Origin of the sequence: Aurantimonas sp. NFXS3 (assembly GCF_049132005.1) — a bacterium.
Classification (GTDB): domain Bacteria; phylum Pseudomonadota; class Alphaproteobacteria; order Rhizobiales; family Rhizobiaceae; genus Aurantimonas; species Aurantimonas coralicida.
This window is the reverse complement of sequence record NZ_JAGDDZ010000003.1, coordinates 305,447-327,557: the sequence shown is the minus strand read 5'-3', so window position 1 is coordinate 327,557 and position 22,111 is coordinate 305,447. Positions and strand designations below refer to the sequence as shown.

At 68.6% G+C, this 22,111-nt stretch carries 17 protein-coding genes; 5 read left to right on the top strand and 12 right to left on the bottom strand.

Annotated elements, in window-relative coordinates; translation table 11 throughout:
• Positions 1–64 precede the first annotated feature (64 nt).
• Positions 65–1,678: an ABC transporter substrate-binding protein gene (locus J3367_RS11785; protein WP_024350167.1), complete on the bottom strand. Its 1,614-nt coding sequence runs from the start codon at positions 1,676–1,678 to the stop codon at positions 65–67.
• Between the two features lie 148 nt (positions 1,679–1,826).
• Between J3367_RS11785 and J3367_RS11780 the strand changes: the two genes are divergently transcribed.
• Together J3367_RS11780 and J3367_RS11775 are read left to right on the top strand one after the other, a co-directional pair.
• Positions 1,827–2,594 carry an IclR family transcriptional regulator gene (locus J3367_RS11780; protein ID WP_029702939.1) on the top strand — a complete coding sequence of 256 codons (768 nt, stop codon included), beginning with the start codon at positions 1,827–1,829 and terminating at the stop codon, positions 2,592–2,594.
• A gap of 89 nt (positions 2,595–2,683) precedes the next feature.
• Positions 2,684–4,258 carry a gamma-glutamyltransferase gene (locus J3367_RS11775; RefSeq protein WP_024350169.1) on the top strand — a complete coding sequence of 525 codons (1,575 nt, stop codon included), beginning with the start codon at positions 2,684–2,686 and terminating at the stop codon, positions 4,256–4,258.
• A 44-nt stretch (positions 4,259–4,302) separates the two neighbouring features.
• Here the strand turns inward: J3367_RS11775 and cls are convergent, their stop codons facing one another.
• The 5 genes from cls to J3367_RS11750 all read right to left on the bottom strand — a co-directional run bounded on the left by cls (position 4,303) and on the right by J3367_RS11750 (position 12,087).
• The gene (cls, locus tag J3367_RS11770; RefSeq protein ID WP_024350170.1) at positions 4,303–5,700 is read right to left on the bottom strand and encodes a cardiolipin synthase; all 1,398 of its coding nucleotides are present in this window, start codon (positions 5,698–5,700) and stop codon (positions 4,303–4,305) included.
• A 195-nt stretch (positions 5,701–5,895) separates the two neighbouring features.
• A complete protein-coding gene (locus J3367_RS11765; RefSeq protein WP_024350171.1) occupies positions 5,896–7,182 on the bottom strand; it encodes a DUF6005 family protein in 1,287 nt (428 codons plus the stop codon).
• Between the two features lie 8 nt (positions 7,183–7,190).
• Positions 7,191–8,441: an AMP-binding protein gene (locus J3367_RS11760; protein WP_024350172.1), complete on the bottom strand. Its 1,251-nt coding sequence runs from the start codon at positions 8,439–8,441 to the stop codon at positions 7,191–7,193.
• Positions 8,438–10,168, bottom strand: coding sequence for an IucA/IucC family protein (locus tag J3367_RS11755; RefSeq protein ID WP_421461149.1), 1,731 nt, complete (start codon positions 10,166–10,168; stop codon positions 8,438–8,440). Before J3367_RS11755 ends, J3367_RS11760 begins: the two co-directional genes overlap by 4 nt.
• Positions 10,165–12,087: an IucA/IucC family protein gene (locus J3367_RS11750; RefSeq protein ID WP_421461147.1), complete on the bottom strand. Its 1,923-nt coding sequence runs from the start codon at positions 12,085–12,087 to the stop codon at positions 10,165–10,167. The genes J3367_RS11755 and J3367_RS11750 overlap by 4 nt, the downstream gene beginning before the upstream one ends.
• Before the next feature lie 435 nt (positions 12,088–12,522).
• On the opposite strand from J3367_RS11750, the gene J3367_RS11745 reads away from it, so the two are divergent.
• Together J3367_RS11745 and yghU are read left to right on the top strand one after the other, a co-directional pair.
• Positions 12,523–14,586, top strand: coding sequence for a TonB-dependent receptor domain-containing protein (locus J3367_RS11745; RefSeq protein ID WP_421461145.1), 2,064 nt, complete (start codon positions 12,523–12,525; stop codon positions 14,584–14,586).
• A gap of 361 nt (positions 14,587–14,947) precedes the next feature.
• Positions 14,948–15,826 (top strand): glutathione-dependent disulfide-bond oxidoreductase, encoded by an 879-nt coding sequence (gene yghU / locus J3367_RS11740; protein ID WP_024350176.1) that lies wholly within the window; start codon positions 14,948–14,950, stop codon positions 15,824–15,826.
• 64 nt (positions 15,827–15,890) lie between these two features.
• On the opposite strand, the gene J3367_RS11735 is transcribed toward yghU, so the two are convergent.
• Together J3367_RS11735 and J3367_RS11730 are read right to left on the bottom strand one after the other, a co-directional pair.
• Positions 15,891–16,535 (bottom strand): DsbA family protein, encoded by a 645-nt coding sequence (locus J3367_RS11735; RefSeq protein WP_421461143.1) that lies wholly within the window; start codon positions 16,533–16,535, stop codon positions 15,891–15,893.
• Between the two features lie 60 nt (positions 16,536–16,595).
• Positions 16,596–17,207 (bottom strand): TetR/AcrR family transcriptional regulator, encoded by a 612-nt coding sequence (locus J3367_RS11730; protein ID WP_024350178.1) that lies wholly within the window; start codon positions 17,205–17,207, stop codon positions 16,596–16,598.
• A gap of 208 nt (positions 17,208–17,415) precedes the next feature.
• Here J3367_RS11730 and J3367_RS11725 point away from each other — a divergent pair, with 208 nt between their 5' ends.
• Positions 17,416–17,970 (top strand): carboxymuconolactone decarboxylase family protein, encoded by a 555-nt coding sequence (locus J3367_RS11725; protein WP_024350179.1) that lies wholly within the window; start codon positions 17,416–17,418, stop codon positions 17,968–17,970.
• A 103-nt stretch (positions 17,971–18,073) separates the two neighbouring features.
• On the opposite strand, the gene J3367_RS11720 is transcribed toward J3367_RS11725, so the two are convergent.
• The 4 genes from J3367_RS11720 to J3367_RS11705 all read right to left on the bottom strand — a co-directional run bounded on the left by J3367_RS11720 (position 18,074) and on the right by J3367_RS11705 (position 21,761).
• Entirely contained in the window at positions 18,074–18,832 is a 759-nt protein-coding gene (locus J3367_RS11720) for an ABC transporter ATP-binding protein (protein WP_024350180.1), read from the bottom strand.
• Positions 18,829–19,749, bottom strand: coding sequence for an iron chelate uptake ABC transporter family permease subunit (locus J3367_RS11715; protein WP_051141565.1), 921 nt, complete (start codon positions 19,747–19,749; stop codon positions 18,829–18,831). The genes J3367_RS11720 and J3367_RS11715 overlap by 4 nt, the downstream gene beginning before the upstream one ends.
• Before the next feature lie 91 nt (positions 19,750–19,840).
• Positions 19,841–20,812, bottom strand: coding sequence for an ABC transporter permease (locus J3367_RS11710; RefSeq protein WP_024350182.1), 972 nt, complete (start codon positions 20,810–20,812; stop codon positions 19,841–19,843).
• A gap of 76 nt (positions 20,813–20,888) precedes the next feature.
• Entirely contained in the window at positions 20,889–21,761 is an 873-nt protein-coding gene (locus J3367_RS11705) for a siderophore ABC transporter substrate-binding protein (RefSeq protein ID WP_192844227.1), read from the bottom strand.
• Positions 21,762–22,111: the final 350 nt, after the last annotated feature.

Genomic DNA, 22,111 nt, shown 5'->3' with positions numbered 1-22,111 from the left:
AGGACGCTGCAGAAGGGAACGGGTGACGCCGCGCCGTCAGCGACGCGGCGTCACGGGCATGGCGTCAGTCGGTCTTCTGGACGTTCCAGAACACCGGAACCGGCATCTTCATGACATCGGTCAGCTTGTTGGAGATCGTCGTCGGGATCCGGTACTCGCCGACCGGGATGTAGTTGACGACGTCATAGGCGTGAGCCTGGATGTCCTCGGCGATCTTCTTGCGCTCGGCCTCGTCGCCGGCCTTGGCGAAGGCGACGCGCAGCTCCTCCAGCTTCGGATCGTCCGGCCAGCCGAACCAGGCCGCTTCCTTGCCGCCGCCGTTCAGCATCGGATTGTTGAGCGGGCTCCACACCTCCGGGATGATCCAGTTGGTGAAGAACATGTTCCAGCCGCCGTCCGCGGGCGCGGCCTGGCTGGCGCGGCGGGTCACGAGGGTCTGCCAGTCCATCGGCTGCATGTCGACGGTGAAGCCGGCCTGGCGCAGGAGCTGGGCGGCGACCACCGGCTGCGGGCCGACGGAGCCGACATCGGTCGGCTGCATCAGGACGACCGGCGTGCCGTCATAGCCGGCCTCGTCGAGCATCTTCTTGGCGACCTCGGGCTGCGGGCCCTTCATGATCAGCTCGTCGCCGGCCTCGGTCGCGAAGGGCGTGTTGCAGCCATACATCGAGCCGCAGGTGTCCTGGTATTCCGGATTGCCGACGAGCGCGGCAAGGATCGGCTCCTGGCCGAGCGCCGCCATGGCAGCACGCCGGATCTCGACATTGTCGAAGGGCGGGTAGAGCCAGTTGAGCCGGCCCATGGTCTGGTAGCCGTAATCGGCGAGGGTCATCACCGTCAGCTCGGGATTGCCCTGCAGCAGCGGCAGGAGATCGGTCGGCGTCTGCTCGATATAGTCGATCTCGCCGCCATTGATGGCGTTCACCGCGGTCTGGGCGTCCGGCATGACCACCCAGGTCACGCGGTCGACATTCACCACCTTGCCGCCGGCGGTCCAGCTCGGCGCCTCGTCGCGCGGCACATAGTCGGGGTTCTTGTCGTAGACGGCGCGCACGCCGGGTTCGAACTCGGCCTCGACGAAGGTGAACGGGCCGGAGCCGGTATAGTCGGTGATCGCCTCGCCTGAGGGCGTCTGGGCGACGCGCTCCGGCATGATGAAGGACGGCAGGCCCGACGGCTTGGCGATCAGTTCGAGGACGTAGGAGAACGGCTCGGACAGGGTCAGGACGGCGGTCTTGTCGTCCTTGGCCTCGAGGCTCTCGACATATTTGAACATCATCTGGGCGCCGCCGTCGCGCTCGCCCCAGCGCTTCAGCGAGGCGACGACGTCGGCCGCCGTCACCGGTTCCCCGTCATGCCATTTCAGGCCGTCGCGCAGGGTGAAGGTGTAGGTGAGCTTGTCGTCGGAGATCTCCCAGCTGGCCATCTGCGGCTGCGGCTTCAGGCTCTCGTCCATGCCCAGAAGCGTGTCGTAGATCATGTAGCCGTGGTTGCGCGTGATGTGCGCCGTGGTGATCACGGGGTCGAGGACGCGGATGCCCGAATGCATCACGGCGCGAATTTCCTGGGCGGCGGCGGGGCCGCCGGCAAGGCCCGTCATGGCGACGACTGAGGCGAGCAGGGCGGATCGGATCGCCCGGGTTGGTCGGAAGGTGGAAGCGGCAGAGAAGAAGGACATCAATGCGTCTCCGAAGGGTAGGGCTCGGGGGCCGGGACATCTCCGCCCGTTATCGCATGCCGATAACCGTTTGCGGATTGTGGTATCGTAGGAACACGGCTACGATTCAGTCAACACTCCGAATTGATCAAATAGTGTGCAGCGCAGCATGCCGGCAGACCGGGAAGTTCAAAGGGACGGCCACTTCGTTGCCTCGCTCGGCAAGGCGATGACCCTTCTGGAGGCCTTCGCGCCCGAGCGTTCGCGCATGGGCCTGACCGAATTGGCCGAGGCGACCGGGCTTGACCGCAGCAGCGTTCAGCGTCTGGTCACCACCTTCACCCGTCTGGGCTATCTCGACAAGGACCCGACCACCCGTCGCTACAGTCCCTCGATCCGGATGACCGAGCTCGCCAACGCCTATTTCTGGTCGCAGGAGCTGGTCCATACGGCGATGCCCAAGCTGATCGACCTGCACCAGTCGCTGGGCGAAACCATCAATTTCTCGCGCATCGACGGGCCCGACATCGTCTACATTGTTCGCTTGCCCAGCGCCCGCACGAGCTTCGGCGCCTCCATCGTTGGACGCCGGGTTCCTGCCCTGAACACCTCAAGCGGCCGGGTGATGCTGTCGCGCCTCGGCGCCGAGACCCGCCGCCGCTGCGTCGAGGAATGGCCGATGCGGCGGTTCACGCCTGCGACGGTGATGGACCGCGGTGCCGTCGGCGCCCTCGTCGAGGCGGCGGCCGAAACCGGCTACTCCATCGCCGAGAACGAGGTGCAGATGAACGAGCTCGGCGTCGCCGTGGCCGTCGGCCGCGACCCGCAGACCGGCGGGGCGATCCATTGCTCGGTCAGCGGCACCGCCTGGACCCGCGATCGGCTGGAGGCCGAGATCATCCCACCCTTGCTCGATGCCGCCAACGGCGTCGGCTGACCGGCGCCCGCATGTCGAACGGCCGCGGCCGCAACACCGCGCCCGTCCCGTCCTGCCCATGCACCACTCACCCGTATCCGGGGACGTCCATGACCAATTTCTCCCGCTCCCAGATCGTCAGCAAGCCGGCCCGGATGTCGCAGACCGGCATCGTCGCGGCCCAGCATCGCCGGGTCGCGGAACTCGGCGCACAGGTTCTGGCGGCCGGCGGCGACGCCCTCGACGCGGCGACCGCCGTCTCCTTCGGCATGGGGGTGCTGGAGCCTTGGATGAGCGGCCCGGCCGGCGGCGGCGCGATGATGGTGTGGCGCGCCGGCGAGGCGAAACCCTACGCGGTTTATTACGGCATGCGCGCGCCCGCCGGGCTCGACCCGGCGGCGTTTCCGCTGGCCGGGGTAGGCCGGGCGAGTGACCTCTTTCCCTGGAAGCGGGTGGTCGGCGATCGCAATATCGAGGGCGCGACGGCGGTGGCGGTGCCGGGTGTCGTCGACGGCATCGGCATCGCCCATGCCCGCTGGGGGCGCATGCCCTGGCACGATCTCGTCCAGCCGGCGGCGGCGATGGCCCGCGAGGGGCTGAAGATCGACTGGTACGCCGGCCTGATGATCGCCTCGGCGGCGCGTTCGCTGGCGCGCGATCCGGACGCGGCGGCGCTGTTCCTGGAGGACGGGGTCTGGCCGCCGGTCGGCGGCTGGACGGCGCTGACCGATATCCGCCTGGCCATGGGCCGGATGGCCGACACGCTGGATGCGATCGCCCGCAACGGGCCGCGCGAGATGCACGAGGGCGACGTCGCCCGCGAACTCGCCCGCGACGTCGCCGACAAGGGCGGATCGCTGACCTATGCGGATCTGGCGGCCTATCGTGCCGAGATCCAGACGCCGCTGCCCTTCGCGGCGCCAGGTGGCCGGCTGCACGTGACGCAGGAACTGACGGCGGGGCCGACGCTGGCCGATGCCTTTGCGCGCTACGCGGCGGCGGGATCCTTCGCCGGGCCCGGCGACGAACTGGCGGCGACGGCGGATGCGCTGTCCGGGGCCTATTCGGATCGCCTGGCGCGGATGGGCGACCACGACAGCCCCGCCGCGCCCGGCTCGACGACGCATTTTTCCATCGTCGACCGGCACGGCAACATGGTCGCGATGACCCAGACGCTGCTGTCGGTCTTCGGGTCGCGGGTGGTCTCGCCTTCGACCGGACTGCTTCTGAACAACGGCATCATGTGGTTCGATCCCGAACAGGGCGGGCCGAACGCGCTCGCCGGCGGCAAGCGCTGCCTGATGAATGTCTGCCCGATTCTCGGCGAAAGCGGAGACACGCGGTTTGCCCTCGGTGCCTCGGGCGGACGCAAGATCCTGCCGGCCGTGTTCCAGCTTGCCCGCCACATGCTGACCGGAGGCGACCTCGACGCCGCCTTCCACGCGCCGCGCATCGACGTGTCGGGCGGCGATATGGTGATCGCCGACGAGGCGATCCCGGACGCCGATCTCGCGTCCCTGCGGCGAGCCCACCGGGTCGAGACCGTGCCGCGGACGGTCTTTCCCTATGCCTTCGCCTGTCCCTCCGGCGTGGCGCGGCAGGGGGCGACCAACTGGGGCGCCACCGAGATCGTCTCGCCCTGGGGCGACGCGGTCGCCGAAGAGGATGTCGCGGCCACCGCGTAGCGCCGGGCGCCGCACGGGCCGGAGCGCCGCATCGGGGGGTGTCGTTACAGGAGCGGGCTGACCAGCCGGGCGAGGTTTTCCAGAAGCCGCGTGCCGCGCGGGCGCGCCCGCCAGTCCTCCAGCGTCAGCGGGTCGCTGTGCGCGATGTAGTGGCGCTGGGCGGCGTCGAGGCGATTGCTGGCCTCCTCGCCATGCAGGATCAGGCTGATCTCGGCATTCAACATGAAGGACCGCACGTCGGTGTTGCTGGAGCCGATGACGCCGACCCGCCCGTCGATCGAGACGTTCTTGGCGTGCAGCAGATGGTCGCGATAGCGGTAGAGGCGAACGCCGGCTGCCAGAAGCTCGTCATAATAGGATCGCTGGGCAAGGCTGACGAGCCGCTGGTCGACGACCTGCGAGACGATCAGGTTGATCTCCACGCCGCGGGTGACGCCGTTCTTCAGGGCGGTGAGCAGCGCTTCGTCGGGAATGAGGTAGGGCGACACGATCGCGACCCGGCGTTCGGCACCGTGGACGAGCTCGATCAGCAGTCTTTCATAGCCCGGAACGCCGAAATCCGGTCCGCTCGGCATCGCCTGGAGAACGGCATCGCCGGCGGCGGACGCGACAGGCAGGGGCGCGAGCCGCGTCTCGGTCTCCAGATACCAGTCGCCGGCGAAGACCGCCTCCAGCGCGGCGGTGGCGGGGCCTTCTACCCGGCCGACCAGTTCGTCGTTGCGGATGCCCGGCTTGAAGTCGCGGTCGACGATGTTCTGCGAGCCGACAAAGGCGATCTCGCCGTCGATCAGGCAGAGCTTGCGGTGATTGCGAAGATCGCTGCGGGTTCGGCGCAGCGCTGCGAAGCGCACCGGCAGCGCCAGCCGGGCATCGACGCCGCGGGCGTTCAGCATCGGCAGGCTGCGTGCAGCCCAGGGCCGTGACCCGAGCGCATCGATCAGCACCCGGACGGCCACGCCGCGGGCGACGGCCCGGCCCAGCGCATCGGCGATCTTCGTGCCGGTCCGGTCGTCGGCGAAGATATAGGTGAGGAGGTGGACCTGCGTGCGGGCGCCGTCGATGGCCGCCACCATGGCGTCGATCGTCGCGTCGTAATCGGTGAAGAGGTCGACCCGGTTGCCCTCGCAGGCCGGAAAGCCGCCGAGCGCCTCGGCAAGCCGCGACAGCCGGTCCGGGGCGTGGGCGGGGACAGGCAGGTCGCGCGCCACCTGGGCGCGTTCCGGCGCCGTCGCGGCAAAGCGCGCGGTGCGCCAGGCCGGAAAACTGGCCCGGCCGATCAGGCGGTAGAGGATCAGGGCCGGGATCGGCAGGAACAGGACCAGGAGCAGCCAGCTGCGCGCCGATTCCGGCGGCCGGCGCAGCGGAATGACCACGATCATCACCAGGCGGACCGCCCATTCGCACAGGAGATAGGTGAGCGTGAGGCTCGGAAGGTCGAACATGCCCGCGCCTATGCGGACCGGCGCGCCGGCCCGGGCGGCCGTGCCTGGCAATCTCTCGTCATCGTGCCGGTCTCCCCATGCCGCCCCCGACGCCGGACCGGAGCGGTGAGGCTGGCGGTCTGGCGTCGGAGACAGACGGCCGGAGCCGGCCCGTTCTGTCAATGGCCCTCGCGGCGGGGGCCCCTCGGGAGGAACTCAGGCCGCCTGTTCGAGCTCGCTCGTGCAGCGCAGGATCTCCGCCTTGATCGCTCCTTCCAGCGCTTCGAGGCCTGCGATCAGCCGTTCCAGCTGCGTCGTGTCGACGGGGGCCTGGCCGGCGGCCAGCTTGGCGCATTCGAAATGCGCGCTGCGATAGCCCTGCACCAGACGCTCGATCTCGTCGGCCCAGAAGTCGAAGCTCGCCGTGTCCCGGCCGAGCGTGCGCCAGAAATAGGCGATGACATGCTCATAGGCATATTTGCGGATCACCAGGATCGGCAGTTCGGCGACGGCCTCCGGCAGATCCGCCAGCGGCCGCGTCGCGCGGGCGCCGGCATGGGTGGCGAGCACGCGTCTGAGCCCGGTCGCGAAGGGGTTCACGTCGAGCCGGATCACCGACCGGAAGAAGGCGGCCAGCGCCGCCGGCTCCGGTGGACGGCTATCGCGATGGTCGATCAGGAAGCCGCCCGAGACATGCGGGCTGGCCATGGCGGCGGCCAGCCGGTCGGCCGCGATCGGCCCTTCCCATCGAAAATCGACATCCCGCATGAGCAGCTTGCCCGGCTCGTCATGGGGCGCCAGCAGCGCGTAATGGGGGAAGGGATCGCGGTCGAACGGGTTCTCGCGCTCCGGCAGGCGGTGGAGGTCGACCATCACCATCGTGTCGATGCCATTGACCGGGTACTCCGCGGCGGTGAGCAGCGTGTCGGCATCCGCGACCGGCGTGATCGTGGCGCCGTAGAGCGAGGCGAACCAGTCGCGGAAATCGCCATGGGTCATGCCGGCCGCGTGGTAGCGGATCCGCATCCGGTCATCGAGGGCGAAGGGCGAATCCGGGATGGCCGCGTAGAAGGGGCGGTGGTCGATCCCGTCGCGGCGCTTCAAGCCGTCGCAGAGACAGCTCACATAGCAATGGACCTTGATGTCCATGGGCATTTCGCCATGCACGCCGGCCGCGGCCCGGGCCTCGGCGCGCCCGGCCGCCGGATCGATCGCCGGCCGCGGTCGCGGGGCGAGATCCGTGCCGGCCTGGTCGGGGCCGAACTGGGCGAGCAGATCGCCGATGGTGATCAGCCGCGCGCTGTCCAGCGCGGTCTTCGGCACCTCGAAGCCGTGGCCGGTTTCCAGCCGCACCAGAAGCTCCATCAGGATGACGGAATCGATCCCGAGATCCTCGCGCAGCCGGGCGGCGAGGGCGAAGCGTTCCATGCCGGGATGCCGGATCTCCTCGGCGAGGACCCTGCGGACGGTGTCGAGAAGGGAGGGCGCTGCGGGCTGGTCCATGATGATCTCTAGAGTCGGTCTTCGGTGTAGAGGCTGCGGATCTCGCGGCGGCTGATCTTGCCGGTGCCGCCGCGCGGGATCGCGGCGGCGCGGCGCATCTCGCGCGGGCGCTGGTGGCCGGCGAGTTGCGTGCCGCACCATTGCGCGATGGCGGCCTCGGTGACGTCGTCGGCGCCGGTGTAGACGAGCGCGACGCGCCCGCCGGAAAACGCGTCGTCCAAGCCGAACACCACGGCGTCGTCGATGCCCGGCATGGCCATGACCACGTCCTCGACCTCGCGCGGATAGACGTTGAGGCCCGAGACGATGATCGTGTCGTCGAGGCGCGCGTCGAAGACGAGAACGCCGTCGTCGCGCAGATGGCCGAGATCGCGGGTGCCGACCGTGCCCCAGGGCGTGTCGACGATGATCTCCGCCGGTTCCGCTGCGGTGCCGGCCTGCACCCGGTGATGGGGCAGCGGCCGGCCCATCTCGTTCGCTGCAACCAGATCCTCGCTGACGGCGACGACGCCGGCTTCCGAGCAGCCATATTGCTGGAACAGGGTGCCGGTCTTCGCCCGGATCGCCTCGAACCACGGCGCCGGCAGCAGCGTGCCGGAGGTCATTGCCGCATGCATGGTCTCGCCCGGCTTCAGGAAGCGGGCCGCCACGTTGAGAAAGGCCGGCGCGGCGTAGAGGAGGGGCCGCTCCATCTCGGCCATGCGGGACAGGACGTATTTTGGATTGTCCGGCGATAGCACCAGCGGGGTCACGCCGCGCGCGACACCGGCCAGGAGGCCGCAGATCAGGCCGTAGGAATGGCTGATCGGGCAGGCCACCACCGGCACCTTGTCGTGGGCGCCCTCGAAGAAGCCGACATAGGATTCGATCTCGGCCTCGATGTCCTCGAAGGTCCGGGCGATGATCTTTGGCTCGCCCGTCGTGCCGGAACTGGTCTGGATCAGGCGATGGCCGAATTCGGGCTGGCGGGCGTCGGGCTCCAGCGCCTCGGCCGGCGCACGGCCGAAGGTCAGCGTGTCGCAGCAGGCGCTGAGCGCGATGCGCCGGGCCGCCGTTGCCGGCGTCGCCGGGTGCAGCGGCATGACGCTGCCGCCCTCCTGCCGGATCAACAGGAACGCCGCCATCAGTTCGGCCGGATCGGTCAGGCAGATGGCGTGGGTGCCGTGCAGCGTGCTCCCCAGCCGGCCGTCGCGCTGCATCTGCGCGGCGAGCGCCAGCAGCGCGGCGAAATCGTAGTCGCGGTCATCGAAACGGATCATGCCAGGGCCTTCCAGGGCTTGCGGGCAAGGGAATTGGGAACGACCAGCGGGCCTTCGGCGGCGTGTCCGAGCTTGGCGGAGAGCAGCCGGTCGGTGACCACGGTCGGTGCATGCAGCCCGAGCTGGTCGGCCCGGTGCTCCAGCTTCAGGGCCTTGGCGTGGTTGGTGACGAGGCACAGGATCTGGTCGAAGAAGGCCTTCTGGGTGTGGCCGTAGCGCCGCTCCATCAGGAAGGCGAAGTCGGCGAGCGAGAAGACCAGCACGGCGTCGGTGAACAGCCAGCGCAGCTCCTCCACGTCCTGCATCCAGTAGAAGCGGTTGGGCGTGCGGTCGGCGAACAGCGGGTCGATCGCGGTAAAATCGGGCAGGGGCGGCGCGCCGCGCAGGAAGTCCGGCACCCATTCCAGATTGTCGGAGAAGTCGCGCAGGGCGATCCGCACCGGCCATCCGTCGCGATGGATCAGCACCAGGTTCTGGCCATGCGCTTCCGATGCCAGGCCGTAGGCCAGAAGCAGGTGAAACAGCGGCCGCACGACCACCTCGATCAGCTGCGTGACGAAGCCCGCGCAGCCATAGCGACGAATCCAGGGCGCGACGAACGGGTCGCCATCGGCCTCGACCGCGAAGAGGGCGTTGAGCGGCACCGCCCCTTCGCCCGGCGCCAGCCTGGCGGCCGGGTTGTCGCGCCAGATCGCGCCGGTGTGTTCGGCTTCGGTGCCGTTCCGGTCGAAGACGAGGGCCCGGGTTTCCTTCAATACGACCAGACGATTGCCATCGCTCAGCCAGCGGTCGTTCGCCACCAGCGTGGCAAGCCAGTCGGAGATGGCGGGACCGGCCAGCGCCCAGTGCGGGTCGAGCGTGCGGGCGACGGAGGTGTTCACCACCGCCAGCGGCAGCTTGAGGTGCGGCGCGTCCGGACGGTCCAGATTGATCAGCGTGCGCAGCGACTGGGTGGCGCGGTAGCTTTCGCCGGCCACGCCGAGGTCGTGGACCTCGCCGAGCGCGATCGCCGGGGCGACGATGGCGGAGGTCTTCGCACGCCATTGCCAGGGATGGACCGGCATCAGCTGCCACTGCGGCGCCGCGTCCGCGCCGATGCGGTCCAGCGCCATCGCGGCCACCACCGGCCCGGCCAGCTGGGCCCAGCCGTCCGGCCCGCGCAGATCCGGTCCGCTGCGGTGCAGCCGGTCGTCGCGGACCAGCAGCCAGCGAAGCTGGAACCCGGCCTTGGCTTCCGGCCCGAACCGCATGTCGTCGGCGTCGTTGAAGCCCAGCCGGCCCCGGAAGGCGGGGTGGTAGGGATGGCCTTCGTAGATCGCCGAATCGAGCCGGGCGAAGTCGAGCTCGCGGCGATTGGCGGGGGCCACCCGAATGGCGTGGGCGAGGCCGCTGGCCGTGCGGGCGAACTCGTCCTGAAGGCGCGTCCGGCGCACCGGCTCGGGCACCAGCGCAGCGATGATCGATGCCGCGGCATCGGCGGGCGCCGGCAGGCCGTTCAGCCGCACGGTGCCCGGCACGACTCGCGGCCGGCCGAAGGCGCCGGTATAGAGCTCCGCGTCGATGACGAGACCGGCGGCGCCCAGGCGCATGGTCCTGCGGCCGTCGGGACCCGGGGCGCCCTCGGCTTCGACCGTTAGCAAACCCTCGTAGAGGGCTGCCGACACGAGCTGCGCCAGAACGCGGGGCGCGGCGCCGTCAGGGCCGGGAAGATCGAGAACGAGTGTCATGAGGCCAGCCGTTGCGGCCGGGTGGGGCCCGGCGCGATGAGGGGATTGGGCCAGCGTGTGTAGACGCCGGCGCCGGTGGGGCTTGCGAGCTCGTCGGTATCGGCCAGCCGCAGGCCGAGATTGGCCTTGAGCACCAGGTCAGGCGCCGCAAGGGCGGTGTCGCAGAAGCGGCGGCCGCCGCGCGACGTGCGGCCGGCCAGCGTGGAGAGGGTCCGGCGCAATTGCCCGAGGGCGGCGTCTTCCGGCAGAAGCCCGTCCTCGCCGAGCCGGGCGATGACCGAGAAGACCTGGTTGACCAGGAGGTAGTAGGTGAGGCGCCCGACGATCTCCTCCTCGCGGAAGAACAGCCCGTCGATCCCCATCGCCTCCGGGAAGTCGGCGGAAAGCGCCGGCCGTTCGGCCTCCGACAGGTAGAAGCCCTGATTGTCGCGATAGACCAGGCCGACCGGCCAGCCGTCGGCGAGGCGCAAGAGGCAGTTCTGCTGATGCGCCTCCAGCGCGATGCCGGTGCGGTCGAAGAAGCCGACGACCGGCTCCACGCTGGCCTTCAGATAGGCGTCGAACCAGCGGGCCGCGGTGGCCTGCGGCGTCGCACCATCACGTGCGGCGAGCCGCGCGATCAGGCCCTTCAGCATCGACGGGCGCGGCCGCACCGGCGCCGCCGTCAGCGCCGCGAGCATCACCGGTGGTTCCACGTCGGGCGCGACGGTCTCGCGGTAGATGGTCTCGAAACCGGTGTCGGTCTGGCCGGGAAGCTCCACCGTCACCCAGGCCGGGTCGGGGAGGAACGACAGGCCGCCGGCTACGGCACCGGCGCCCTGCCGCTTCAGCCACCGCGCCATGGCGACGCCCGCCTTCATCTCCTCCCGGCCGTTGCGCCGCACCGAATTGGTGATCTGTACCGGCAGCGAGAACTTGAGCTGGTAGCCGGCCTCGGCCGAGCAGACCGTCCGCATCGAGGAGGTGGCGAAGAAGTCGGGCCCCACGGGCCCCAGCGGCCGCAGGATGCCGTCCCGGCGCGCCGCCGCGACATGGGGGGACAGCTGCAGATATTCCGCCTGCAGCGGGTGCATGAGGAGGACGGCCTCCCGGTCGTCCAGTCCGCACCTGGCCAGGTCGTCGCCGGCCAGCCTGGCGGCGATCTCGGTGGGTTTCGGGCCATAGGCATGGTCCTCGCGGACATGGTGCCGGTCGACGGCGAAGGCGACGAGCTGGAAGCGGCCGCCGGCTTCGGGCGCGTAGACCTCCCGCTGCCAGGGCGTGATGCCCTCCATACTCTTCGGCGTCGGGTGCAGCCAGTGGCCATAGACCAGCGACTGCTCCGTCGCGAGAAAATCGTGGCCGGGGACGGTGGTCCGGGCGCGTGCCAGATTGGCGTCGATCGCCCGGATGCTCTGGATCACCCGGGAGAGCAGCGCGGCGCTGTTGGCGCTGCCGGCCAGCGCGCCGCCATTGCGCTCGCTCGCCTCGGCGATCATCAGCTGGATGCCGGTCAGCCAGCTGATCGAGCGGAAGCGTCCGTCCCCGAGATCGGCGGCCTGGACGAGGCCGAATTCATGCGCCCCGCAGAGCGAGCGATAGGCGAGGGCGGCACGCAGGCGCCGGCGCTGCCCCGTCAGTCGCCATTCGATGAAGGAGGGCGCCGGGCCGTCGCGCGCGACGAAGCGGCCGGCGTCGATCTCGCGCAGATAGCAATTGGCGAAGGCACGGAACGCGGCGCGTTCCGCCACGGTCCAGCTCGGCTCGAGGGTCGGGGCAAGCCGCGGACCATAGGCCGCCGGGCGCCGCCATACCGATTCGGCGCCGATCGGGCGAGCGGCATCATCCGGTGCACGGGCGACGATCACCGGCACGGGCCCGGATTGCGGACGGCGGTCCGAATCCGTTCCGTCACCGACCATTCTGTCGCGCTGAGCCATCGTCCTCTCCGGGCAAGCGTCCGGACCGCACCCGCGTGCCGCCCGATTGCGTGGCGTTGCCTAACCGGCTTCCCGCCCCGTGACAATAAACATGAACAAAAGAATCATGTTTTGTAGTGGCGGACCGCGAAGGAGGCGGGCTGGGACCTCGGCCGCAACTCAGCCGGGAAGGCAGTGTGGCGATTGCAGGGCGGGAATGCGCCGCAATGGCGGCCCGTGAGAAGCGGACGGCGCCGGACTGGCGGTCTCCAGGCCCTTTCTTAAAGCGATTCCAGAGTCAGTGCAGTTTTGCCACAGTCGCGGCGTCGCGGTTGCAACGGCAATATACAAAGTTGATTCTACGAGTCATGTTTCGTAACGCATCTTCTCACACGCAACTTGTCCGCCACGGTGCCGAGCGCGTGTTTCCATGGTTCGAGTAAAGGAAAATGATCGATGACCGACGACCGGGCGACGACCTCGCTGCGCCGCATGCTTCTCCTGACGGTAAGTCCCGTCATCTGTGTCTTCGCGGCCGGCACGGCTTTCGCGCAATCGCCGGCTCGCGATTATACGCAGGCCACCGCCGCCACCGGTGAGACCGGAACGGTCATGCTCGGCGAAGTTGTCGTGGCCGGTTCCGGCGGCAGCGAGGAATCCATCGAGGACGGCAACACCGTCGCCGTCGTCGACTACACCGAGATCGAGACCTTCCGCCCGCAGACGGTCCAGGACCTCTTCCGCCGCGAGCCCGCGGTGTCCGTCGGCGGCACCATCGCGACCAACCAGAAGGTCTATGTCCACGGCATCGAGGAGACCAATCTCGCCGTGTCGATCGACGGCGCGCGCCAGAACAACAAGCTGTTCCACCACAACGCCACCAACGTCATCGATCCGCGGCTCCTGAAGGCGGCCCGCGTCGATGCCGGCGTTGCCGCCGCCGACGCCGGTCCGGGCGCCCTGGCCGGCGCGATCGCCTACGAGACCGTCGATGTCGACGACCTGCTGCGCGACGGGCGCAACTGGGGCGGCTATGTCGAGGGCGGCTTCCAGACCAATGGCGACACCTTCAGCACGCTCGGCGCCGGCTATGCCCGCTCCAACGGCTTCGAGGTGCTCGGCTTCCTGAACCGCGTCGACGGCGACGATTACGAGGATGGCGACGGCCGCACCGTGACCGGCACCGGCGCCGGCCTCGTCAGCGGCCTCGGCAAGGTGGCCTATGAGGGTCTGTCGGGCGATCGCTTCGAGTTCAGCTACGAGCGCGTGACCGACGACGGCGTGCGCCCCTATCGCGCCAATATCGGCTCGATCATCGGTGGCCGTCCGGTTCCCGATACCCGCATCTACGATCTCGACCGCCAGAACGTCGTCTTCTCCTACGAGAACACGCAGGCCACCGGCTGGTTCGACCCGAAGGTGACGCTCGCCTACAGCACGACCGATCTGGAAACCGAGGAAGACATCCTGCTCGGCGGCGTGCCCAGCGGCAACAAGGCCCGCTACGAGGCCAAGGCCGAGAGCTTCAACGCCACCTTCGCCAACGAATTCCATCTCGAGATGGGATCGGTGAACGCCGGTGTGGACGTCTATCGCGAGACCGCGGATTTCTACGACGCGATCTACTCGACCGGTGAGAAGGCCGACAATATCGGCGCCTTCGCGCAGGCCCGTCTCGACCCGACGGACAAGCTGTCGCTCTCCTTCGGTGGCCGTATCGACCACCAGGTCTTCACCGGCACCAACGGCGGAGACCAGCGCAACACCGGCGCCAGCGGCAACGCTTCGGTGAAATATGCCCTGACCGACCATTTCGCCCTGAAGGCCGGCGTCTCCAGCGTCTTCGGCGGCATCGTCCTGGCCGAGACCTTCATCCAGAACCCGGCCTGGATCTACACCGACATCGATCCGGTGCGCGGCGACAACGGCTTTGCGGGCTTCGAATTCCGCTATGCCGGCTTCATGCTCGACGGTCAGCTGTTCCGCACCGACATCGAGAACGGCCGTACGCCGGATTATCGCGGCGGCCCGTCGCTGACCCACGACTTCACCAGCACCGGTTTCGACCTGACGGCTGGCTATGACTGGGGCACCGGCAATGTGCGCGGCGGCTTCACCAGCGTGACCACCGAAATGGACGGCAACGGTGTCGACTCCTATGTCGGCAACTACTTCACCGTGCCGATGGGCGAGATCTTCACCCTCGCCCTGGTCCAGCGGGTCGACGAATACGGCCTGACCTTCGGCGCCGATGCCGAGTTCGCGCTGGAGGAAGACGCGCCGGCCAAGAACGGCGCCGATCCGGCCGGTGTGCGCCCGCTGGAAAGCTACGCGGTCGTCAACGCGTTCGTTGAGTACGTCCCGCCGCAGCTCAGCAACGTCACGCTGCGCGCCAAGGTCGACAACATCTTCGACGAGACCTATTCCGACCGCGCCACATACGGCCAGGAATTCTCCACCGTCGTGCCGCTGCGCAGCCCCGGCCGCTCCTTCGGCGTCTCGGCCCGCATCGAGTTCTGATCACCAGGGCGGCGGGCACAGGGCTCGCCGCATCGAAGAACCCATCATGGACAGGGGCCGGGGAGGAGACTTCCCGGCCCCTTTCTGCGTCGACCGGCGCCATCGCGGGGGCGTTCGCGCGTGCCGGCGGGCGAGCAGTGCCGCTGTCTGCCCGACGGTGACGCTCCGTTGCCGTCGCAGCCGGCGTCGCCGGCTTGAGCCGCGCGGCCGCGCACCTATAGTGAGCTGCAAGGCGCAAGGACCCGCTCCCGGGATCCGTCGCGGTTTTCCCGAAAACGGCACGTCGGCGCGGCCGACATTCGCCGCCAGCCACCGGACCCGGTCGCCCTTCACCCGCAAAAATTCGAAAATGGAGATGTCGATGACCGACAATGCCGACTACACGCCGCCCGCCGTCTGGACCTGGGACAAGGAAAGCGGCGGCAAGTTCGCCAGCATCAACCGCCCCATTGCCGGCCCGACCCATGACAAGGAGCTGCCGGTCGGCAAGCATCCGCTGCAGCTCTATTCCCTGGCCACGCCGAACGGCGTCAAGGTCACGGTCATGCTGGAAGAGCTTCTGGCCGCCGGCTACAGCGGCGCCGAATACGACGCCTGGCTGATCCAGATCGGCGAGGGCGACCAGTTCTCCAGCGGCTTCGTCGAGATCAACCCGAACTCCAAGATCCCGGCACTCAACGACCGCAGCGGACCGGAGCCGATCCGGGTGTTCGAATCCGGTGCGATCCTCATCTATCTGGCCGAGAAGTTCGGCGCTTTCCTGCCCACCAGCCCGGCCGCGCGGGCCGAGTGCCTGTCCTGGCTGCAGTGGCAGATGGGCTCGGCGCCGTTCCTGGGCGGCGGCTTCGGGCATTTCTATGCCTATGCGCCGGTCAAGTACGAATACCCGATCAATCGCTACGCCATGGAAGTGAAGCGCCAGCTCGACGTGCTCGATCGCCGGCTGGCCGACAACGAGTTCGTCGCCGGGCCCGAATACACCATCGCCGACATGGCGATCTGGCCCTGGTACGGGGCGCTGGCCAAGGGTCTGCTCTACGATGCGGGCGAGTTCCTGCAGGTGCAGGACTACAAGAACGTGCAGCGCTGGACCGAGGCGGTCTATGCCCGCCCGGCAGTCAAGCGCGGCCGGATGGTCAACCGCGTGATGGGCGAGCCGTCGAGCCAGCTCCACGAGCGCCATGACGCGTCCGACTTCGATACGAAGACGCAGGACAAGATCGCGCCCGCCGCGAAATAGCGCGGAACACCGATGCACACCCGGCGGCTCTGTATGGCCGCCGGGTTTCCTGCAAAGAGAAGAATTAGCTGGCGCCGTGCGCTTCCAGCACCTTCGCCACCAGCGGCATCAGCTCGTCCGCCCCGCGATAGCCATGGGTCAGCATCGTGTAGGTGCCTTCGGCATTCGGTCCGACGACCAGTGTCGGGAAGCCCTGCACACCGGCATTGCGCGAGGTGGCGTAGTCGAGGCGTGTGGCATCGCGCACCGCCTCGGACTCAAGCCGCATCAGGAACGGCTCGCGCTCCAGACCCATCTCCTCGGCGAGGTCGGCCAAGATCTCCGCCTGGGTGACGTCGCGGTTCTCGGCGTAGAAGGCGCGCTGGACGCGCTCGAGGAAGGGCAGTTCCAGCTCTGGGTTCTCGGCCCGGACCGCCACCACGGCCCGCGCGGCCGGATCGGTGTCGTAGACGAAGCCGTCCCGCTCGAAGAAATCGAAGTCGAAGGCCTGGCCCGAGCGCTCGTGCACATGCTGCCAGTGATTGCGGATTTCCGCCTTGGACTGCGCCGTCATCGGCTCTTCGGTGCCCGGCCTCAGGCCGCCCATCACCACCCGGACCGGCAGGGCGTCGCCATAGGTCTTGCGGATCGTCTCGATGGTCGGTGCGAAGCCCCAGCACCAGGAGCACATGGGGTCGGCGAAATAGATCGCCTGCAGACCGTCTGTCATGTCGATTGCCAATCTGTCGTTGCGGGTCGGGTTTGAAAGGAGTGTCGCGGCGTCCGCCGGTCAGGCCGGCTGACATTGGCGGGCGATATCCGCCGCCATGCCGTCGGCCAGATGCGCCAGCGCCGCCCGGTCGGTGCCGCGATGCGCCTCGATGCGCAGGGCGGTGACATCGGACTGGAATCGCGTCGCCAGCCGCTCGGCATCGGCATCGTCCGGGATCTCGCCGGCCGTCCTGGCGCGTTCGAAGGCGGCGGCGATCTCGGCCCGCATCAGGTCGAGATAGTGCCGCGCCGCATTGGCGATCGCCGGATCGTTGGGCGTTGCGTCGAGCAGCGTCTTGACCAGCATGCAGGCATGGACCGGGTCCTCGCCGAGTTCGCCGCGCCCCAGCGCGCGCAGATAGTCGGTCAGGCCGGCGATCGGCGTCGGCGCCGCCGCCAGCCGCGCGGCGAGGCCGGCGCGGTTGCGCAGGAAATAGCGCTCCAGCGCCGCCAGGAACAACGCCTCCTTGCTCTGGAAGGCGGCATAGATGCTGCCGGGCTTCATCGTCAGCGCGGCTTCCAGATCCTTCAGCGACGTCGCGTGATAGCCCTTCGCCCAGAACAGTCGGAGGGCGGCATCGAGGGCGGCGTCGCGGTCGTAGGGCCGGGCGTTGGGGCGGCTGCGTTTCATGTCGTCCAATGTAGGTCGCGCAAGGCAGCCTGTCTGTACCGCCGGGCCCCTCGACTTTCAAGTTTGAGTGATTGCTCAATTCGCTACTTGAGCGATCGCTCAAGATGATTAGCTTCCCGCTCATCGAACGGCGGCCGGAACACGGACCGTCCCCACGGACCCGCAGACATTCCGGACCTCCGTCCGGCACCGACATCAGGAAGCGATCATGACCGACTTTACCCTGCACGACGAAACCACCGCGCCGGACGACAGCAAGCCGCTGCTCGCCAAGTCCCAGAAGGCCTTCGGGATGGTCCCGGGCCTGCATGCGGTCATGGCCGAGGCCCCGGGACTGCTGGACGCCTATCAGCAGGTCCACGAGCTGTTCCTGAACTCCAGCTTCGACAAGGACGAGACCACCGTCGTCTGGCAGACGGTGAACGTCGAGAACAACTGCCATTACTGCGTCCCGGCCCATACCGGCATCGCCAAGGCGATGGGCGTCGACGACGCCATCACCGAGGCGCTGCGCAACGAGACCCCGCTGCCCAACGCCCGGCTCGAGGCGCTGCGCGACTTCACCCTCAGCGTGGTGCGCGATCGCGGCAATGTCGATGACGCGAAGGTGCAGGCGTTCCTCGATGCCGGCTTCACCAGGCGCAACATTCTCGAAGTGGTGCTCGGCTATTCGCAGAAGGTGATGTCGAACTACACCAACCATCTGGCGCAGACGCCGGTCGACAAGCCGTTCCAGAAATTCGCCTGGCAGAAGGGCGCCTGAGCGTCAGCCAGCCAGCACGCCGGGACAAGCCTGTCTCGTCACCGAACGCGCGGCCTGCCATCCTTTTAGATGGCGGGCCGTCGTCGTTTCGGCCGGCGTCATCTCAGCGCCGGAACAGGCAGGTGCGCTGGCCCTCGATCTCGCGGATCATCACCGGCAGGCCGAACACCGCCTCGACCACCTCTTCGGTGATTACCGCCGCGACGGGACCCTCATGGGCGACCTTTCCGTCGCACATGGCGACGATGCGGTCGGCATAGGCGCTGGCGAAATTGATGTCGTGCAGGACGACGACGATCGTCTTGCCCAGTTCGTCCGCGGCGCGGCGGATCAGCCGCATCATCGCCACCGCATGGCGGATGTCGAGATTGTTCAGCGGCTCGTCGAGGAGGATGGTGCCGGTGTCCTGCGCCAGCACCATGGCGACGAAGGCCCGCTGGCGCTGGCCACCGCTGAGTTCGTCGAGATAGCGCTCGGCCAGATCCGACAAATCGAGATAGGCGATGGCCTCGGCCACCTTGGCGTGGTCGGCCGCCCTCATCCGGCCCTTCGAATGGGGAAAGCGGCCGAAACCGACGAGATCGCGCACGGTCAGCCGCACCGACAGCCCGTTCTCCTGCCGCAGGATGGCCAGCCGCTTGGCGAGTTCGTCGCCCTTGGTGCGGGTGACGTCGAGGCCGTCCACGAGGACGCGGCCGCCATCCATCGGCAGGAGCCGCGCGATCATCGACAGGAGCGTCGACTTGCCGGCGCCGTTCGGTCCGATGATCGCCGTCACCCCGCCCGCCGGAAGCGACAGGCTGACGCCATCGACCACCAGGGCGCGATCGTAGCGCTTGGTCAGGTGCTCGGCCTCGATCATGCGATGCCTTTTTTCAGGATGAGGGCGAGGAAGACGAGGCCGCCGGCGAACTCGACGACGATTCCCAGCGCCGTGTCGAAATGCAGGACGTGTTCGAGCAGCGTCTGGCCGCCGACGAGGCAGATGATCGCGATCAGCGAGGCCGCCGTCATGGTCAGGCGGTGGCTGCGCGCGCCGACGAGGCTGACCGCCAGGCTGGCGACGAGCAGGCCGAAGAAGGTGACCGGACCGACCAGTGCCGTTGAGACCGATACCAGCACGGCCACCGTGGCAAGGACCAGCATGACGGCGCGGCGATGGGCGATGCCCAGCGAGATGGCGCGGTCGCGGCCAAGCGACAGGACGTCGAGCGTCGCGGTCATGCGCCACAAAGCGAGGCTGGCGCCGCCGATCAGCACGGCGGCGATGCCCAGAAGATCGGTCTCGATGGTGTTGAAGCTGGCGAAGAGCCGGTCCTGCAGGACGACGAAATCGTTCGGGTCGATCAGCCGCTGCATGAGACCAGCGGTGGAATGGAACAGGATGCCCAGAACGACGCCGATCAGGAGCAGCCGGTGGATGTCGCGCGTGCCGGCGCCGATCAGCGTGCCGTAGAGGCCGCAGGCGAACAGCACCATGACCAGGAGCTCGCCGGCGAACAGCGCGGCGGGAGCGATCGCCGCCGTGGTGGCCGCACCGGTCAGGAACACGAGCAGCGTCTGGATCAGCCGGTAGAGGGCGTCGAACCCCATGATCGATGGCGTCAGGATGCGGTTGCCGGCGATCGTCTGGAACACAACGGTGGACGTGGCGATGGCGTGGGCGACGAGCAGCATCGCCGCCAGCTTGGCGCCGCGGAACGGCAGCACGAACGACCAGTTGCCGCGCGCCCCGAGCGTCAGGAAGAGGACGCAGGCGAGGATCGCCAGCGCCGCCAGAACGAGGAGGGCGACGTGTTCGGGCCGGTCGCTCCGACGGGGCGGCGTCGCCGCGCGGGCGGTCCCTGTGCGGCCATGGGTGGCGCCGAGGTCAACCAAGGCTCGGCCTCCGGCGGAAAATGATCGCCAGGAACACGCAGGCGCCGAGAACACCCATGATCGTGCCGGCCGGGATTTCATAGGGCGCCCGCACCAGCCGCCCGACGAGATCGCAGGCCAGCACCAGCGCAGCGCCCGACAGGGCGACATAGGGCACCGTGCGCCGGCCATTGTCGCCGACGAGCATGGAGACGAGGTTCGGCACGACGAGGCCGACAAAGGGAATGCTGCCCACCGACACGATGGTGACGGCGGCGACGAGCGAGACGACGACGAGGCCGAGCGCCAGAACGCGCTCGTAGGAGAGCCCCAGATTGGTCGCCACGTCGCGGCCGAGGCCGGCGAGGGTGAAGCGGTCGGCGGCGAAGACCGCCAGGATCGTCAGGCCGAAGGCGATCCAGAGGAGTTCGTAGCGGCCGCGCAGCACCATCGAAAAATCGCCGCTCACCCAGGCGCCGAGCGACTGCAGCAGATCGAAGCGATAGGCGAGGAAACTCGCCCCGGCCCCGATGATGCCCGACAGGATCAGCCCGACCAGCGGCACCAGCATGCCGGAGCGCAGCCGCAGCCGGGCGATGATCGCCATGAACAGCGCCGTGCCGGCCAGCGCGAATCCGGCGGCGATCAGCATCTTGCCGAAGACCGGGAGGCCGGGGGCGAGGATCGTCACCGCGAGCAGGCCGAGGCTCGCCGATTCCGTCGTGCCGACGGTCGACGGCTCGACGAAGCGGTTCGACGACAGCATCTGCATGATCAGGCCGGCGACGGCGAGGCCGGCCCCGGCGAGCAGCGCCGCGAGCGTGCGGGGAATCCGGCTGACCAGCAGCAGCCGCAGGCCATCCGCGTCCCGCCCCCCGGCCGAGAGCGTGCCGACCGACAATGCGCCGGCGCCGACAAAGACGCTGGCGAGAGCCAGGAGGACGATCGTGGCGATCAGGCCAGCGATGATGCGGGAATGGGACATGGCGGTCATGGTTGCTGCCGGCGCAGGACGGGGCAGGGCGCAAAGGGAGCGTGCGTCGGGGCGGGGCCCCTTCGCGTCAGGAGCCCTTGTCGAAGCGCGTCGTCAGTTGCTCGACATTGGTCTCGAGCGAGGTCAGGCCCGGGGCGGTCAGATACCAGGTGGCTGGGTTCAGATAGACGACATGGTCCGAACGCCACGCCTTGGTGTTCTCGACCAGTTCGTTCTCCAGCAGCGCCGCTGCGGCGCCCTGGCCGATGGCGGCGTCGCGGTCGATCACGAACAGCCAGTCCGGATCGGTGTCGGCGATATATTCGAACGAGACCGCTTCGCCGTGATTGGCGGCTTCGAGGCCGGGGTCCGCCGGCGTGACGCCGAACTCGGCGTGCAACAGCCCGAAACGCGAGCCGGCGCCGAAGGCGCTGATGCGGTTGCCGGTGGTCATGACGATGAGGCCGGTGCCGATGCCGGCCGACGTCTCCTTCAGGGCGGCGATCCGGCCCTGCAGATCCGCGATCCGCTGCTCCGCCAGGTCGGCCTTGCCGAAGATGGCGCCGAGCGTGGTGATCCGCTCGAAGGCACTGGCGAGGAGATCGCCGCCATCGACGGTCATGTCGATGGTCGGCGCGATCCGTGCCAGCGCCTCGGTCTGTTCGCTGGAGCGCCCGCCGGCGATGATAAGGTCGGGGGCGAGGGCGGCGACCGCCTCGAAATCAGGCTCGAAGATCGAGCCGACCTTCGGCGTGGCGTCGCCGGCATAGTGGGCGAGATAGTCCGGGAACGGCGCGGCCGGCAGACCGGCCATGGGAACGTCCAGCGCGTCGAGCGTATCGATAGACGCCATGTCGAAGACGACGACCGTCTTCGGCTCGGCCGGAATGACGACGTCGCCGCGATAGGTCGAGACCGTCATCTCGCCGGATGCCGGCTCCTGGGCGAGCGCCGGCGCCATGGACAGCGCCAGGCCGCACCAGGCCGCGATCAGGTGCGGCAAGAGGCGGCGGCGGGACGATGGCGCCCCAAAGCGGGCCGAAACGGGCTGGAATGCGGACATGTCTGATCCTTTGCGAGTCTGCCGGACGGCGGGCCGACAGGGCTGAGTGGATAATATGAAAATCATTGTCAAGATTAGCAGTGCTTTGGCAGCAGGGCGCGGACCGGCGAGCTTCCGCAACACTTCCACATAACCTGAGAATTGAAATCATGTTTAGTCCGGGCTATGGCGGCCCGGAAGAACCGGCGGTGGCCGTCGCGCCGTGCCGGACGGGCGGGCTGGGGCGACGAGGCCCGCCGCCGTAATGA